Source organism: Rhodococcus sp. JVH1 (assembly GCF_000280725.2).
Classification (GTDB): domain Bacteria; phylum Actinomycetota; class Actinomycetes; order Mycobacteriales; family Mycobacteriaceae; genus Rhodococcus_F; species Rhodococcus_F jostii_A.
Genome location: NZ_CP166289.1, coordinates 399,322 through 414,814 on the forward strand (window position 1 = coordinate 399,322; position 15,493 = coordinate 414,814).

Sequence of the window (15,493 nt, forward strand, 5' to 3'; positions counted from 1 at the left end):
CCCCGGCACGACCGGCACCGACGCGCTACGGGGACGGACGGCGCCGGTGGCGGGCAATCACCGGTAGAATCAACCGAGACGAAGGGGTGTGAGTGTGAAGGATCTGGTCGACACCACGGAGATGTACCTCCGGACGATCTATGACTTGGAAGAAGAGGGCGTCGTCCCACTTCGAGCACGTATTGCCGAACGACTCGAGCAGAGCGGTCCGACCGTCAGCCAGACCGTCGCCCGGATGGAGCGTGACGGTCTCCTCCTGGTCGCCGGTGACCGCCACCTGGAACTGACGGAGAAGGGCCGCGAACTCGCGGTGTCGGTGATGCGGAAGCACCGCCTTGCCGAACGACTGCTGGTCGACGTCATCGGCCTCAAGTGGGAAGAGGTCCATGCGGAGGCGTGCCGGTGGGAGCACGTCATGAGCGAGGAGGTCGAGCGGCGCCTGGTGGAGGTGCTCAACAACCCCACTACTTCGCCGTACGGCAACCCGATTCCGGGGCTCGCGCTGCTCGGGCTGGACCGCCCGGTCGATGCGCCCGAGACGCTCATCCGGCTCACGGACGTGCCGCCCGGCAAGCCGACCGCTGTCGTCGTCCGGCGTCTCGCGGAGCACGTGCAGTCGGATCCGGACGTCATCGGGCAGCTGCGCGAGGCGGGTGTCGTCCCGGACGCGCGCGTGACCGTCGAGACCAAGCCCGGTTCGGTCACCATCACGGTGCCCGGCCACAGCGGGTTCGATCTGTCCGAGGAGATGGCACATGCCGTCCAGGTGAAGCAGGTTCAGGGATAGTCGATGAAACTTCTGGTCACCGGCGGCGCCGGCTATGTCGGCAGCGTCTGCAGCACGGTCCTGCTCGAACGTGGACACGAGGTCGTCATCATCGACGACCTGTCCACGGGTAACGCCGACGCGGTGCCGCTCGGTGCCGAGTTCGTCGAGGGCGACGTCGCGGAGGTGGTGTCGGACGTGCTCGGCACGAGCGGCACCCCGCGCTTCGACGGCGTCCTGCACTTCGCGGCGCAGTCGCTCGTCGGCGAGTCCGTCCAGTACCCGGAGAAGTACTGGCGCGGCAACGTCGTCACCACGCTCGAGCTCCTGGAGGCCATGCGGCATTCGGGGACGCGGAAACTCGTATTCTCGTCGACCGCCGCGACGTACGGCGAGCCCGAGCACTCGCCGATCACGGAGGCCGATCCGACCCGTCCGACCAATCCGTACGGGGCGACGAAACTCGCGATCGACCATGCCATCACGTCGTATTCGGTGGCTCATTCGCTCGCGGCGACCAGCCTGCGGTACTTCAACGTGGCGGGAGCGTACAAGTCGGCCGGCGAGAACCGGGTCGTCGAAACGCATTTGATTCCTCTCGTGCTCCAGGTGGCGCTCGGTCAGCGGGAGAAGATCTCGATCTTCGGAACCGACTGGCCGACTCCGGACGGCACGGCGATCCGCGACTACATCCATGTGCTCGACCTCGCCGAGGCGCACGTGCTGGCACTGGAGTCGTCGATCGAGGGCAGGCACCGCATCTACAATCTCGGCAGCGGTGCGGGTTTCAGTGTGCGCGAAGTCATCTCGGCGTGCGCGCGGGTCACCGGGCTCCCCATCGCGGTCGAGGACGCACCGCGCCGGGCAGGCGATCCCGCCGTGCTGGTGGCGTCGAGTGATCGGGCGATCGCGGAACTCGGATGGCGGCCGGAGCACACCGACCTCGACGAGATCGTCGCCGACGCCTGGGCCTACCTGCAGGAGCTGGGAGACCGGTCGCACGCGGCACGCCGGTGACGCCGGCCCGGTCCGGGCTCTAGCGGGGCAGCACGACACCGATCGCCTCGGCTCGCTCGTAACCGACGTCGGCCAAGCCCCGCACCTCGGTCGGCCGGAGTCCCGAGTGCAGTGCACCGTCGAGCAGGGTGGCCAGTACGTGCCCCGGCTCCGAGTCCAGTGCGGCGGCCAGCGCGATGCCGGCGAACGGACCGTCACCACGAAGATAGGCGCTGTATCCGAGCAGCGCCGCCGCGTTCGCGCGTTCCGGGTCCGGGAGGTTGCGGGCGAGGAGAATCCACAGTTGCTCCGCGTCGTCGGCGTACGGGCCGACGGCCAGAGCGAGCGCGCTGTCCCGGACGGTGACATTGTCCAGTGCGAGCGCGAGTTCCGCGTACTCCGGCGCGAGGAGCCGCTCCCCGGACGACACCCGCGCGACGTGCGTCAGCACCAGTTCGAGCTCGAGACGGTGACCACGCTCCGGCGTGGCCGACCGGCCGGCCAATTCCCGTCGCAGAAGCGATGATTGACGACCACGTTCGATGAGAGCGGCGATCTGCATCCGTTCGAGCACCGGGCCCGCCTCGATCGTGGCTTCCAGCTCCTCGCGCGAAGAGCGGATGGCCCTGCCCTCGACGACCCGCGCGAGCGCGACTCGCGACGACGTCGGATCGGACTGGGCTCCGCACCCACCGCCGCCGAGGAGGCTGAACCATTCGCGGCCGGCCGCGATTTCCGCCGTGACGAACACGTCGAGAAGTTCGGCCGGCGTGAATTCGAGGAGCTCCTCGAATTCTTCGACGATCGCGGACAGCTCGTCCAGGGAGATCGCGGCCGGGTCGGTGAAGCGGTCGTCGACGAGCACCAGGAGCACCCCGGTGGCCTGCTCCCTCTCGCAGACGGTCGCGAACTGACCCAACGCCGCGTACATCGGCGGGGTCGGCACGTCGCCGCCGCTGAGGACCAGGTCGTGTCTCATGACGGCTCCGACCGACGGGTTGCGCTCCCCGGACAGGCACACCGCCACGATCGACCGGGCAGGCCGGAATCCGAGCAGTGCGGGCACCGAGGCGAGAAGGTCGCCCGGGGCGGACAACGTGACGGTGTGCTGGTGCGGGGGCGGTCCCCCGCCGGGATCGTCGGAGAATCCGGAACCGTGCGGGAATGCGGGTGTCGTCATGCATCAGACTCTGACGGGTCGACGCGCCTGCGCCCGGCGGGCGAACTGGCGAAACACAGAGGGCTGTGGATGGGCCGTCGGTTGTGGACAACCGGGTCGCCGCGCCGCGCGGACGCGCCGTGAGGCCGCGAAGTCGTCGGAACCCTGTGCTAGGGCGTGTCTCCCAATGATTTGGGGTGTTGTGCTGCAGACTCTTCGCTGTGGCAGACGTTGTTAATCGGTTTGAGGTGTTGACGGACAAGCAGTGGGAGTTGCTTGCGCTGCTGTTGCCCAGTTCGGATGGGCTGCGGGGGCGGAAGTTCCAGAACAGCCGGCTCGTGGTGGAGGGGATGCTCTACCGGCTGCGTACCGGGCTCCCGTGGCGGGATCTACCTGCGCATTTCGGCCCCTGGAAGACGGTGTGGAAACGGCACCGACGCTATGCCGGGGATGGAACGTGGGATCGGGTACTCATAGCCCTGGCGGCGATGGCCGATGCCGGTGGCGACCTGGATTGGGCGGTGTCGGTGGATTCCACCGTGGTGCGGGTGCACCAGCACGGCGCCAACGCCGCGCGTGACACAGGGGGATCTACCGAATTACACGAATCTGCTTGACGAACCGGTCGATCACGGCATCGGCCGGTCCCGAGGCGGGCTGACCTGCAAAGTCCACCTGGCATGCGATGGCGACGGACGTCCCTTGTCGGTGCTGGTGGGTCCTGGCCAGGCAGGCGACAGCCCGATGTTCGGCCCGCTCCTGGAGGGCATCTGCGTGCCGCGCATCGGTGGCGGCGCACCCCGCACGCGCCCGGACGAGGTCCGTGCCGACAAGGCGTACACATCCAAGGCCAATCGAGAACTGCTACGCAGCAAGGGCATCAAGGCGGTCATTCCCGAGAAGTCCGATCAGGTGGCCAACCGCAAGAACAAGGGCAGCGCGGGCGGTCGGCCACCGAACTTCGATGCCGAGTCATACAAGGGCCGCAACGTGGTGGAAAGGGCCTTCAACATGGCAAAACAGTGGCGAGCGGTGGCAACCCGGTATGACAAGCTTGCGCTGACTTACCGGGCTGGATTCCTTCTCGCCGGCATCGTCGAATGGCTCAAACTATTGGGAGACATGCCCTAGTACTGCAACGACAGTTTGTGATGTCGACGTTTATAGTGGCTGGCGCGGGCTCTGGCCTGGCTGGCGCGGCGCCAGTTCGACCAGTGCCAGACGTGGACGAGGGCGTGTTGGACTGGGCAGGCGACGCGGTTGAACAATCGCCGTATCTCGTTAATAGTCAGAGGTATTAGATCTCGGGTACCGGCTGGAGATCCCCTTTTTGAGCGCCGCGGCGCAGGATGGTTAGGAAGGCGGCCGCGGCCATCGACAAAGTGATGTGCCGGTACCAGGCCGGGTACCCGCGCACCTGGTAGTGGTCGAGCCCGGTCTCGTTCTTGGTGGTCTGGAAGCACTCCTCGATCGCCCAGCGACTGCCGGCCACCCGGACCAACTCGGCGGGCTCGGTATCGGCGGGGCCGTAGCAGATGTAGTACGCAATCTCGTCGGGGTCGGTGATCGACCGTCGGGCCAGCAGCCAGTGACCGCGACCGCGTTCTCGCAGTGGCCGGATGTCGACGACCGCCCAGTCGTAGAGCCTGGGTCCGTGGGCGCCGTCGCCGCAGTTGATCCGCTGCCACGCGGTCGCCGGCAGGTCGGCGATCACAGCGTGGGCTCGGCGCTGACGCAACTCCATCGAGATCACCATCTGCGACTTCGGAACGGCGAGAACATGGGCCACACCGCGGGATTCTAGCCAGAGCCGGAGCTTGCCGACCTGTCCGTAGGCCTCGTCGCCGGTGAACCACCAGAACGGCACCCCGGCGTCGAGGGCTCGTTCGATCATCGTTTGCGCCAGTTCGGGTTTCGTCGCGAAAGCTACCTCGTCGCCGATCCCGGCGGTCCGGCACCGATCGCGGTCCTCGGTCCAGGCCTTCGGCAGATACAACTCGCGATCGATCAGCGCCCGACCCCGGTCGGAGGCGTAGGCGAGAAACACCCCGATCTGGCTGTTCTCGATCCGTCCGGCCGTGCCGGAATACTGCCGGGCCACCCCGGCCGAGCGGGTGCCCTTCTTCAAAAATCCTGTCTCGTCGACGATCAACACGCCCTTGTCGGCGTCACCGATCGTCTCGACCACGACCTCACGCACGTCGTCACGAAGCCCCTCGCAGTCCCAGGAGTAGAAGTTCAGCAGCCGCTGCATGCCCTCCGGGCCCGCATCACCGGCCGCCTCCGCCAGTGTCCATCCGTTCTTACGTACGACCTCACCGAGCGGCCCGCGCACGTACGCGGCCATCCGCCGCCGCGACTCCACCCGCGAAAACCGGTGGGCGAACCGCGCACAGAACGCGGTGAACCCCGCCGACCACTCCAGCACCTCTGACTGCACCCTAGATCAATTACCACAACAGCCTCGTCAGTCACAAACTGTCGTTGCAGTACTAGGGCCCGCTCAGCTGTTCTGCACCTTCTGCACCGCGGCGGTGAACAACTCGTCGAGCGCGACGGTATCGGCCTTCGCGTCGCCGAACGACATGAAGGTCGCGGACACCCGCACGTCGCCCACCTGCGCGATCAACGTGACCATCGACTGGGTGACCTTGTCGCTCCCGTTGCCGGACTTGACGGTCCGCCGGAGCGCGAGGGTGTCGTCGGCCCGGACCGGAGGGGCAGGCGTGACCTCGGTGGTGACGGTGGACTCGGCCCCACTGTCCGTCACGGTGACCTCGCCGCACTTCTTCGTCTGCGCCGCCAGTTCGTCGAGGGGCGTATCGGTTCTGGTGAGCTCGACCGAGATCGTCGAACGGCTCGCGTTGTCCGTGCCCACCGCCATGACGGTGCCGGTCGGTCCGTAGTCCTGCGCGGGCGGCGCACAGTCCGCGGGGTCGACCACCGCGCCCTGCGGTACTCCCGTCAGGTCGGGTGCCGCCATCGACACGGCCTGGGCGGGCAGCACGATCGCCTCGTACCGGGCCGGGAAGTCGGCCGGATCCACCAGAAGCTTCGACAGTCCCTTGCCCGACGGCGACCCCGCCGCGATGGTCGTGCTCGGCTGCGCGACACCGGAGACCGTCGAAGAACATCCGGAGAGAATCGTCACCGCGGCCAGCGAGACCACCGGGACAACCAGGGCCGTCCGTACCGCTGTGCGCCGAGACCTCACCGTCGACCTCCCATGTCGGATGTGTGGTGCTCCCACCCCGGGGAGCCTTTTCCGCCACTCTGCCACGCCGGCGCGCCGACAGCGGGGAGGCTGCGGCTCAGCTGCCGCGGGCGATCCACTCCTCCAGGTGCGGGGATTCGGTCCCGATGGTGGTTCCGTCGCCGTGCCCGGTGCGGACCGTCGTCGACGGCGGCAACGCGAACAGACGGTCACGGATGGACCCGATGATCGTCGGGAAGTCCGAGTAGGAGCGCCCGGTGGCTCCCGGACCGCCCGAGAACAGGGTGTCACCACTGAACAACTCCCCCGCCTCCGGCAGGTACAGGCAGCAGGAGCCGGGCGAATGTCCGGGCGTGTGGAGCACGCGGACGTCGGTCCCGGCCACGGCGATCTCCTGCCCGTCCTCGATCGGCGTGTAGGCGACAGCGGGGTGGGTCTGCCGCCACAACACGTCGTCGGCCGCATGGAGGTAGATCGGGGCGTCCAGTGCCGTGGACAGCTCGGGCGCCACGGTGACGTGGTCGTTGTGGCCGTGTGTGCAGACGATGGCCCTCACGTGCCTGCCGCCGACTGCCTCGACGATCGGGGCGGCGGTGTGGGCGGCGTCGATCACCACCACCTCGGAGTCGTCGCCGACGATCCACACATTGTTGTCGACGTCCCAGGTGCCCCCGTCGAGACTGAAGGTGCCGGACGTGACCACCCGGTCGATGCGCACGCTCACGACGCGACCGCCGATCGTCGAACCCGGCCCGCACATCTTCCTACCCGTGCCGACATCGCGCACCTCCAGGATCTCGTCCGTCTGGGACCGTGCCGTTCCTCACATTGCCACAGACCGTGCGCGGGTTCTCGCTGTGGGCGAACACCGGAACGCCGCGGACGGGAATTATCGGTTGCCCGCGCCGTGTTCCCCCAGAGCAGGACCTCCGAGAGCAAAGTCCGACGTATCGATGCCGGAGACGATAGGGGACACTGGAGGCCAGGCACGAAGGAGAAGAGGTCTGTAATGGACGAACAGTCGAAGATGTACGAGCTGGAGTTCCCGGCACCGCAGCTGTCTTCCGCGGATGGCCAGGGACCTGTACTGATCCACGGACTCGAGGGCTTCTCCGACGCAGGCCACGCCGTCAAACTCGCCACGACGCATCTCCGCGAGAGCCTGGAGAGTGAGCTGGTCGCCTCCTTCGCGGTCGACGAACTCGTCGATTACCGCTCACGTCGCCCCACCATGACGTTCAAGGCCGATCACTTCTCGGACTACGACCAGCCCGAGCTGAACCTGTATGCGCTGAAGGACACGGCGGGCACCCCGTTCCTGCTGCTGGCCGGCATGGAGCCTGACCTGCGCTGGGAGCGGTTCACCACGGCGGTGCGCCTGCTGGCCGAGCAGCTCGGTGTGCGCCGGACCGTGGGCATCAACGCCATTCCGATGGCCATCCCGCACACCCGTCCGCTCGGGGTGACCGCGCATTCCACCAACAAGGACCTGATCAAGGATCATCAGCGCTGGTCCGGCGAACTGCAGGTTCCCGGCAGCGCGTCCTCGCTGATCGAGTTGCGGATGGCGCAGCACGGGCACGAGTCCGTCGGGTTCTCGGTTCACGTCCCCCATTACCTGGCTCAGACGGACTACCCGGGTGCCGCCGAGACCCTCCTCGAGAATGTGAGTGACGTCACCGACCTGGACCTGCCGCTGGCGGCGCTCGGCGAGGCCGCCGCACGCGTCCGCGAACAGGTCGACGAGCACATCGCGGGTAACGAGGAGGTACAAACCGTCGTCCACGCCCTGGAACGCCAGTACGATGCCTACGTAACGGCTCAAGAACAGCAGTCCACGCTCCTGGCCAGCGAAGAAGACCTGCCGAGTGGTGACGAACTCGGTGCAGAATTCGAGCGTTTCCTCGCCGAACAGGCCCTGCAGGACGGCGAGGGCGGCGACTCCGACGACGAGGGGGGATCACCGGGCGGGGCGTGACCGAGGAGCGGTTGTGCGGTCGCCACTCGGACACTGTGCGACCGCACGGTCCAGTTGTTCGGCCGAGAGCGGTGCAATAGCGTCGAGATGAAGCGGATGATTGAGCTGTCAACATTCGGGAGTGCACCTAGTTCAGGAGGCGACATGAGCGACACTCGCATTCGTAAGCTCAGGCCCGTTCCGAACGCCGAAACCCGCATGATGTTCCGCACGATCCACGGATACCGCCGCGCGTTCCGCATGGCAGGCGAGGGTCCCGCGCTTCTGCTGATCCACGGCATCGGCGACAACTCGTCCACCTGGACCGAGATCATCCCGCACCTCGCCAAGAACTACACCGTCATCGCCCCCGATCTGCTGGGCCACGGGCGCTCCGACAAGCCGCGGGCCGACTACTCGGTCGCCGCGTACGCCAACGGTATGCGCGACCTGCTCTCCACCCTGGGCATCGACAAGGTCACCGTCGTCGGTCACTCCCTCGGCGGCGGTGTCGCGATGCAGTTCTCCTACCAGTTCCCGCAGATGGTCGACCGGCTCGTCCTGGTCTCGGCCGGCGGCGTCACCAAGGACGTTCACCCGCTGCTGCGGCTCGCGTCGGTTCCGGTGGTCAACGAGGCACTGAAACTGCTGCGCATTCCCGGCGCCATGCCCACCGTGCGTCTGGTGGGCAACGTGTTGAGCCAACTGAACGGAACGCGGTTGCGTCCCGGTGCGATGCTGCACGACACACCCGACCTGGTACGGGTGCTCGCGGAGCTGTACGACCCCACCGCCTACGAGGCGTATCTGCGCACCCTGCGCGCGGTCGTCGACTGGCGCGGCCAGGTCGTCACCATGCTCGACCGATGTTATCTGACCGAGAACCTCCCGGTGCAGCTCATCTGGGGCGATCAGGACGCCGTCATCCCGGTGAGCCACGCCCACCTCGCACACGCGGCGATGCCCGGCTCACACCTCGAGATCTTCCGCGGCGCAGGCCATTTCCCGTTCCGCGACGACCCGATGCGGTTCTTGCGCACCATCGAGAAGTTCCTGTCCGTAACCCATCCCCTGCAGTTCGACGAAGCGAAGTGGCGGCAGATGCTCGTCACCGGCGTCGGTGAGAGCACCATCACCGGCAGCGCGTCCACCCGCATGGCGGTCCTGGACGCGATGGGATCGGACGAACGCAGCGCAACATAGGCCCGGCGGCGGCGCACCGCGTTCCGGCTAGCCTGTAGCAGTGCTTCTCTCCGACCTGCTCCCCGAGAACGCGGATTCCGATTCCGTTTTCGACGCCTTCACCTCCTGGACCGAAGAACGGGGTCTGACGCTCTACCCCGCCCAGGAAGAATCCGTGATGGAGCTGGTGTCCGGGGCCAACGTGATCCTGGCGACGCCCACCGGATCCGGCAAGTCGATGGTGGCGGTCGGCGCCCACTTCTACGCCATGGCCACCGGCAAGCGCACCTTCTACACGGCCCCGATCAAAGCCCTTGTCAGCGAGAAGTTCTTCGCCCTGTGCGAGGTGTTCGGCGCGGAGAACGTCGGCATGATGACCGGCGACGCCGCCGTCAACTCACGGGCGCCGATCATCTGCGCGACCGCCGAGATCGTCGCGAACCTCGCACTGCGCGAGGGCCCCGACTCCGACATCGGTCAGGTCGTGATGGACGAGTTCCACTTCTACTCCGAGCCCGACCGGGGCTGGGCGTGGCAGGTCCCTCTCGTCGAACTCCCCCACGCCCAGTTTCTTCTCATGTCGGCCACCCTCGGTGAGGTCGACTTCTTCTCGTCCGACCTCACCCGCCGGACCGGCCGGCCCACCACCGTGGTGGCGGGCACCGAGCGTCCCGTTCCCCTCATGTTCTCGTACGCCACGACACCCGTGAGCGAGACGATCGAGGAACTGGTGACCACCAATCAGGCCCCGGTCTACGTGGTCCACTTCACTCAGGCGGCCGCCCTGGAACGCGCGCAGGCCCTGACCAGCGTCAACTTTTGTTCGCGCGAGGAGAAGGACGCCATCGCCGAAGCGCTGGGTGGCTTCCGGTTCACCACCGGATTCGGCAAGACGCTCTCGCGCCTCGTCCGGCACGGTATCGGCGTCCACCATGCGGGCATGCTGCCGAAGTACCGCCGTCTCATCGAGAAGCTGGCGCAGGACGGTCTGCTGAAGGTCATCTGCGGCACCGACACCCTCGGTGTGGGGATCAACGTGCCCATCCGCACCGTGCTCCTCACCGGGCTGACCAAGTTCGACGGCACCCGCACCCGGCACCTCCGTGCCCGCGAGTTCCACCAGATCGCGGGACGCGCGGGACGCGCCGGCTACGACACGCTGGGCACCGTGGTCGTGCAGGCCCCCGAACACGAGGTCGAGAATCTGCGTGCACTCGCCAAGGCGGGCGACGACCCGAAGAAGCGCCGGAAGGTGCAGCGCAAGAAGGCGCCGGACGGCTTCGTGTCGTGGAGCGAGGCCACGTTCGATCGCCTCGTCGCCGCGTCACCCGAACCGCTCGTCTCCCGGTTCTCCGTGTCGAACTCCATGCTGCTCAACGTGATCGCGCGACCGGGCAACTGCTTCGCGTCCATGCGGCACCTCCTCGAGGACAACCACGAGTCGCGGCCCGCGCAGCGCAAGCACATCCTCAAGGCGTTGTCGTTGTACCGCGGGCTGATCGACGCCGGCGTGGTGCAGAGACTCGACGAACCCGACGCCGACGGCCGCATGGCCCGGCTGACGATGGAACTCCAGCGGGACTTCGCGCTCAATCAGCCACTGTCCCCGTTCGCCCTGGCCGCCCTCGAACTGCTCGACGTCGAATCCGATTCGTATGCACTGGATGTGGTGTCCGTGATCGAGTCGACCCTCGACGACCCGCGGCAGGTCCTCATGGCGCAGCAGCACTTCGCCCGCGGTGAGGCGGTCGCGCAGATGAAGGCCGACGGGATCGAGTACGAGGAACGCATGGAACTGCTCGAGGAGGTCACCTGGCCCAAGCCTCTCGCGGACCTGCTGTTCCCGGCGTTCGAGATGTATCGCGGTGGGCACCCGTGGATCACGGAGTTCGCGCTGTCGCCGAAGTCGGTCGTGCGCGACATGGTCGAGCGGGCCATGACGTTCGCCGAAATGGTCAGCCACTACGGTCTGGCCCGTTCGGAGGGGCTCGTACTGCGGTATCTCGCGGACGCGTATCGAGCCCTGCGCCAGACCGTTCCGACCGAGGCCCGGACGGAGGAGCTGGACGACCTCATCGAGTGGCTGGGCGAGCTGATCCGCCAGGTCGATTCCAGCCTTCTCGACGAATGGGAATCCCTCACCGACCCCGGCGCCGAGGGAGACGACCAGCAGGTCGCGTTCGGCGCCGATGTGCCGCGCCCGATCTCGGCGAACACGCGAGCATTCCGGGTGATGGTGCGCAACGCCATGTTCCGGCGTATCGAACTCGCGTCGCGGCGGCGGTGGGCCGAACTGGAGGGACTCGACGACGGCATCGACGCCGACGAGTGGGAGGACCAGCTCCAGCCGTACTTCGACGAATACGACTCCCTCGGCACCGGCCCCTCGGCACGCGGCCCTCAGCTGTTCCAGGTGGAGACCGCGCCCGAGCTGTGGCGGGTGCGGCAGGTCCTCGAGGACCCGCAGGGCGATCACGGGTGGGCGTTGACGGCGGTCGTCGACCTTCCCGAGTCCGACGCGGCCGGCGAAGTGATCTTCGACGAACTCAGCATCGTCGAAGGGTAGCGGTCAGGAACGCGGCCGGCGGGGCTGATCACGCCGCGCCGCGTTCTTCTCCTTGATGCGGACCGTCTCCTTGCGGACCTCGGCCTGGGTGGCGCGTTCCTGCTGCAGCCATTCGGGACGATCCGCCATCAGCGCGTCGATCTGCTCGGTGGTGAGCGCATCGGTGACGCCGCCCCGGGCGAGACCCGCGATGGACACCCCCAGCTTCGCCGCGACCACCGGCCGCGGGTGCGGGCCGTTGCGGCGCAGCTCGAGCAGCCACTCCGGCGGATCGCTCTGCAGTGCACTCAGCTCGTCGCGGGAGACGAGACCCTCCTGGAACTCCGCGGGGGTGGCCTCGAGATACACACCCAGCTTCTTCGCCGCGGTGGCGGGTTTCATAGTCTGAGGGCTCTTGTGCGACGTCATGGTGTCTAGAGTAACGAGCGTGTGCGGTGCCGTTGACCAAGGCCGGTAGCCTGACGGGGTGACAGACGCGGATGCATCCCCTTCGTTCCGGCTCGCGTATGTCCCGGGCGTGACCCCCACCAAGTGGGTGCGGATCTGGAACGAACGGCTGCCCGACGTCCCGCTCACCCTCGTCCCGGTGGCGGCCGCGGACGCACCCGACCAGTTGCGCGGCGGCGGCGCCGACGCGGGCCTGGTGCGGCTGCCGATCGACCGGACCGGTCTCAGCGCCATCCCCCTGTACACCGAGATCCCCGTGGTCGTGGCACCGAAGGACCACGTGGTGGCGGCGGTGGACGAGGTGTCGATCGCGGATCTGGCCGACGAGATCGTGCTGCACCCGCTCGACGACATCCTCGTCTGGGACAGCGTGCCGGGACTGCCCGCCCAGGACCGCCCGGCCACGACTGCCGACGCGATCGAACTGGTCGCCGCCGGGATCGGGCTGCTCGTCGTCCCGCAGTCGCTCGCCCGGCTCCACCACCGCAAGGACCTCGTGTACCGGACGGTGTCGGACGGCCCGGAGTCGCAGATCGCGCTGTCGTGGCCCGAGGCCGAGACCACCGAGCTGGTGGAGGAGTTCATCGGCATCGTCCGGGGCCGCACCGTCAACAGCTCCCGGGGTCGCACCCCGACGCCGGCTCAGCCGAAGAAGAAGCGTCCCGCCGCGGCGGCGGCACGCCAGAAACCGGCCGCGGGGGCCAGGACGTCCCGGTCGGGCTCCGGAACGAAGGGCGGCAAGAAGGGCAAACCGCGGCGGCGGTCGTAGCTCGGACCGTCAGGCGGGCGCGGCGACCGACGCCGTCTTCGTGAGCAGGGCGGCGAGTTGCCCGTAGCCGTCCGCACGGGCACTGGACGAGCGGAACACGAGGCCGATCGTGCGGCCGGGCGCGGGAGCCGCGAAGCGGGCGGTCGCGAGCGGTCCCCGTCCGGTCTCCACCTGAACGGCGGATTCCGGCACCAGGGTCACGCCGAGTCCGCCGGCGACGCACTGCACCACCGTGGACAGCGACGTGGCGCGGGTGTCGCCCGCGACCGGGTGCGCGTCGACCGATCGACACAGATCGAGGGTCTGATCGCGTAGGCAGTGCCCCTCGTCGAGCAGCAGGAGGGGAAGCGCGTCCAGCATCTGCGGCGAGACGTCGGTGCGTCCCGCCAGTGCGTGTCCCTCCGGGACGACCATCACGAAATCTTCTGTGTACAAGGGAATGTCGACGAGACCGCTGACACCGCTCGGCAACGCCAGCACCGCGACGTCGAGCGCGCCCACTCGCAACGCCTCGAGCAGTCGTGCCGTCTGGTCCTCGATGACCTGCGGCTCCAGGGCAGGCATCTCCTCGCGCAGCGCCGGTAACAGGGCGGGCAGCACGTACGGGGCCACGGTGGGGATCAGTCCGATGCGCAGCGGTCCGGCCAACCGGTCGCCGACACCCGCGGCGGTCGCGACGAAACCGTCCGCGGCCTCGAGGGTGACCTTGGCCTGACCGAGGAGTCGCTCCCCCGCCGCGGTGACGAGGACGCGACGGGTGCTGCGCTCGATGAGCTGCACACCGAGTCCGTTCTCCAGGGCGGCCAGCGACTGCGACAACGTGGGTTGGCTCACACTCAATCGTGCTGCCGCCGTGCCGAAATGGCGGTACTCCGCGACGGCTACGAACGCACGCAGCTGCGACAGTGTGGGTTGATAACTCTGATCGGCCATGCCTATCAGTTTAGCGCCATCCATCACCCCTGCCTTTCGACCCGAGGCCGGTGCCGACCCCTCCCACCGTCGAGGCACTGCGTCGAGGTCGACGAGCGATAAGGTGCATCAATGCCCATCCACGTAGATGTCGTCCGGGTGTTCACCGACGACAAAGGACGCCACGGCAACCCGCTCGGCATCGTCGACTCCTCGGCCGTCCCGTCCGAGGACCGGCAGTCCGTCGCCGCCGCACTCGGATACAGCGAGACGATCTTCGTCGACATGCCCGAACCCGGCGACGAGCACGCACGCGCCCAGATCTTCACCCCCGTCACCGAACTGCCCTTCGCCGGACATCCCACGGTCGGGCTGTCCTGGTGGCTGCACGAGCGCGGCGCCGCGGTCACCACACTCGACGTGCCCGCGGGCTCCGTCGCCACCCGCCGTTCCGGCGCCATCACCTGGGTGCGGGCCCGGCCGGAGTGGGCGCCCGAGTTCTCGCTGTACCCCATGAACAGTGTGCGCGAGGTTCAGTCTGCGGACCCGAAGAAGTTCGGCGCCGGACACCACTATCTGTGGGCCTGGACGGACAAGGTCGAGCACTCGATCCGGTCGCGAATGTTCGCCCCGGACATGGGCATCACCGAGGACGAGGCCACCGGAGCCGCGGCCGTCCGGATCACCGCACACCTCCGGCACGCGCTCCTGATCACGCAGGGCAAAGGATCCGAACTGCGCACCACCTACGATCCCGCCGGGTGGATCGAGGTCGGTGGACGAGTCCACCCCGAGAAGTCACGCACCCTCTGACGACGGCCGCCGGCCTCGCCCCGCGCTGAGGTCGGCTTCGCTCAGGGTCACCTCGATCTCCCGGCCGAGCGTCACCCCGGGAGCGAGGGGCAGCCTGTCGCCGCTCCAGAACTTGCCGGGGTCGTACCAGTTGGTGCGCCTGCGCGCGCTGATCAGCCCCATCTCCTCGTACGTCTGCGCGACCACCTCGGCACAATAGGCACTTTCGAGGCTGCCCGACTTCTCCTGCCTGCGTCCCGTCCCGGGCAGGCGCCCGCCGAACCACCGTGACGCGAGTTTCGCGGTGGACGGGAACGGGGTTCCGTCGAGCCGTGCGATCGTCCGCAGCAACGCGTCCTCCTGCTGCGGCGTTGCGGGTTCGGCGAGCTGGCGCAGCCATCCCCGTTGCCCATAGCGCGCACCCCACACCTGGACCGCGGCGCGCAGGTCATGGAGTTGCACACCGCGCTGAAAGCGTCCCGTCCACATGTCCTGCAGCGAATGTCCGAGCTCGGCGTGCCACATCAGCGGCGGCAGGTCCTCGAGGACCACCGACATGCCGACGTGGTTGACCGGACTGTTCGTCAGCGTCTGAATGGCCCTGTCGGCCGGAGACTCTCCGCGGAAGATCCAGATGTCGCCGGTGCGCGTGACCTCGACAGCGCTGTCGAGGTCGATGGTGGAGCTGTGTCGTCGTGCGTCCGTGTGCCGTGGCGCGTCCATGGGCCCTAGC

Annotated in this window: 15 protein-coding genes; 8 read left to right on the top strand and 7 right to left on the bottom strand. The window is 67.8% G+C overall.

Features of this window, described 5'->3' with window-relative positions; translation table 11 throughout:
- The first annotated feature begins 94 nt into the window (after positions 1-94).
- Together JVH1_RS01930 and galE are read left to right on the top strand one after the other, a co-directional pair.
- Positions 95-787: a metal-dependent transcriptional regulator gene (locus tag JVH1_RS01930; protein ID WP_005240804.1), complete on the top strand. Its 693-nt coding sequence runs from the start codon at positions 95-97 to the stop codon at positions 785-787.
- Between the two features lie 3 nt (positions 788-790).
- Positions 791-1,783 (top strand): UDP-glucose 4-epimerase GalE, encoded by a 993-nt coding sequence (gene galE, locus JVH1_RS01935; RefSeq protein WP_005261105.1) that lies wholly within the window; start codon positions 791-793, stop codon positions 1,781-1,783.
- 19 nt (positions 1,784-1,802) lie between these two features.
- Here the strand turns inward: galE and JVH1_RS01940 are convergent, their stop codons facing one another.
- Positions 1,803-2,942, bottom strand: coding sequence for a DUF4192 domain-containing protein (locus tag JVH1_RS01940; RefSeq protein ID WP_009480064.1), 1,140 nt, complete (start codon positions 2,940-2,942; stop codon positions 1,803-1,805).
- A 200-nt stretch (positions 2,943-3,142) separates the two neighbouring features.
- Here JVH1_RS01940 and JVH1_RS01945 point away from each other — a divergent pair.
- Positions 3,143-4,052 (top strand): IS5 family transposase gene (locus JVH1_RS01945; RefSeq protein WP_371112931.1). Its coding sequence is split into 2 segments (ribosomal slippage): positions 3,143-3,493 and positions 3,495-4,052, totalling 909 coding nucleotides; the frame shifts between segments, so codons are not numbered across the junction.
- Between the two features lie 166 nt (positions 4,053-4,218).
- Here JVH1_RS01945 and JVH1_RS01950 read toward each other — a convergent pair.
- From JVH1_RS01950 to JVH1_RS01960, 3 genes are all read right to left on the bottom strand, one after another.
- Positions 4,219-5,361, bottom strand: a complete 1,143-nt coding sequence (locus tag JVH1_RS01950) for an IS701 family transposase (RefSeq protein WP_083849903.1) — start codon at positions 5,359-5,361, stop codon at positions 4,219-4,221.
- A 63-nt stretch (positions 5,362-5,424) separates the two neighbouring features.
- Positions 5,425-6,090: a DUF5642 family protein gene (locus JVH1_RS01955; RefSeq protein WP_009480061.1), complete on the bottom strand. Its 666-nt coding sequence runs from the start codon at positions 6,088-6,090 to the stop codon at positions 5,425-5,427.
- 142 nt (positions 6,091-6,232) lie between these two features.
- A complete protein-coding gene (locus JVH1_RS01960; RefSeq protein ID WP_029537522.1) occupies positions 6,233-6,859 on the bottom strand; it encodes an MBL fold metallo-hydrolase in 627 nt (208 codons plus the stop codon).
- 285 nt (positions 6,860-7,144) lie between these two features.
- Between JVH1_RS01960 and JVH1_RS01965 the strand changes: the two genes are divergently transcribed.
- From JVH1_RS01965 to JVH1_RS01975, 3 genes are all read left to right on the top strand, one after another.
- The gene (locus JVH1_RS01965) at positions 7,145-8,113 is read left to right on the top strand and encodes a proteasome assembly chaperone family protein (protein ID WP_009480059.1); all 969 of its coding nucleotides are present in this window, start codon (positions 7,145-7,147) and stop codon (positions 8,111-8,113) included.
- A gap of 144 nt (positions 8,114-8,257) precedes the next feature.
- Positions 8,258-9,295 carry an alpha/beta fold hydrolase gene (locus JVH1_RS01970; protein ID WP_005240793.1) on the top strand — a complete coding sequence of 346 codons (1,038 nt, stop codon included), beginning with the start codon at positions 8,258-8,260 and terminating at the stop codon, positions 9,293-9,295.
- A gap of 40 nt (positions 9,296-9,335) precedes the next feature.
- Entirely contained in the window at positions 9,336-11,840 is a 2,505-nt protein-coding gene (locus JVH1_RS01975) for an RNA helicase (RefSeq protein WP_009480058.1), read from the top strand.
- A gap of 3 nt (positions 11,841-11,843) precedes the next feature.
- On the opposite strand, the gene JVH1_RS01980 is transcribed toward JVH1_RS01975, so the two are convergent.
- Positions 11,844-12,248, bottom strand: coding sequence for a DUF5997 family protein (locus tag JVH1_RS01980; protein ID WP_011598590.1), 405 nt, complete (start codon positions 12,246-12,248; stop codon positions 11,844-11,846).
- 58 nt (positions 12,249-12,306) lie between these two features.
- Between JVH1_RS01980 and JVH1_RS01985 the strand changes: the two genes are divergently transcribed.
- The gene (locus tag JVH1_RS01985) at positions 12,307-13,056 is read left to right on the top strand and encodes a LysR family substrate-binding domain-containing protein (RefSeq protein WP_043782443.1); all 750 of its coding nucleotides are present in this window, start codon (positions 12,307-12,309) and stop codon (positions 13,054-13,056) included.
- A 9-nt stretch (positions 13,057-13,065) separates the two neighbouring features.
- On the opposite strand, the gene JVH1_RS01990 is transcribed toward JVH1_RS01985, so the two are convergent.
- Positions 13,066-13,989: a hydrogen peroxide-inducible genes activator gene (locus JVH1_RS01990; protein WP_009480055.1), complete on the bottom strand. Its 924-nt coding sequence runs from the start codon at positions 13,987-13,989 to the stop codon at positions 13,066-13,068.
- A 111-nt stretch (positions 13,990-14,100) separates the two neighbouring features.
- On the opposite strand from JVH1_RS01990, the gene JVH1_RS01995 reads away from it, so the two are divergent.
- The gene (locus JVH1_RS01995) at positions 14,101-14,781 is read left to right on the top strand and encodes a PhzF family phenazine biosynthesis protein (RefSeq protein ID WP_009480054.1); all 681 of its coding nucleotides are present in this window, start codon (positions 14,101-14,103) and stop codon (positions 14,779-14,781) included.
- Here JVH1_RS01995 and JVH1_RS02000 read toward each other — a convergent pair.
- Positions 14,767-15,483 carry a hypothetical protein gene (locus tag JVH1_RS02000; RefSeq protein ID WP_009480053.1) on the bottom strand — a complete coding sequence of 239 codons (717 nt, stop codon included), beginning with the start codon at positions 15,481-15,483 and terminating at the stop codon, positions 14,767-14,769. The genes JVH1_RS01995 and JVH1_RS02000 overlap by 15 nt on opposite strands.
- Positions 15,484-15,493: the final 10 nt, after the last annotated feature.

Excerpts from the sequence above, each read along its gene's own strand:
- galE (WP_005261105.1), top strand. The coding sequence starts at position 791 with ATGAAACTTCTGGTCACCGGCGGCGCCGGCTATGTCGGCAGCGTCTGC.
- JVH1_RS01940 (WP_009480064.1), bottom strand. The coding sequence starts at position 2,942 with ATGACGACACCCGCATTCCCGCACGGTTCCGGATTCTCCGACGATCCC.
- JVH1_RS01965 (WP_009480059.1), top strand. The coding sequence starts at position 7,145 with ATGGACGAACAGTCGAAGATGTACGAGCTGGAGTTCCCGGCACCGCAG.
- JVH1_RS01970 (WP_005240793.1), top strand. The coding sequence starts at position 8,258 with ATGAGCGACACTCGCATTCGTAAGCTCAGGCCCGTTCCGAACGCCGAA.
- JVH1_RS01980 (WP_011598590.1), bottom strand. The coding sequence starts at position 12,248 with ATGACGTCGCACAAGAGCCCTCAGACTATGAAACCCGCCACCGCGGCG.
- JVH1_RS01990 (WP_009480055.1), bottom strand. The coding sequence starts at position 13,989 with ATGGCCGATCAGAGTTATCAACCCACACTGTCGCAGCTGCGTGCGTTC.
- JVH1_RS01995 (WP_009480054.1), top strand. The coding sequence starts at position 14,101 with ATGCCCATCCACGTAGATGTCGTCCGGGTGTTCACCGACGACAAAGGA.
- JVH1_RS02000 (WP_009480053.1), bottom strand. The coding sequence starts at position 15,483 with ATGGACGCGCCACGGCACACGGACGCACGACGACACAGCTCCACCATC.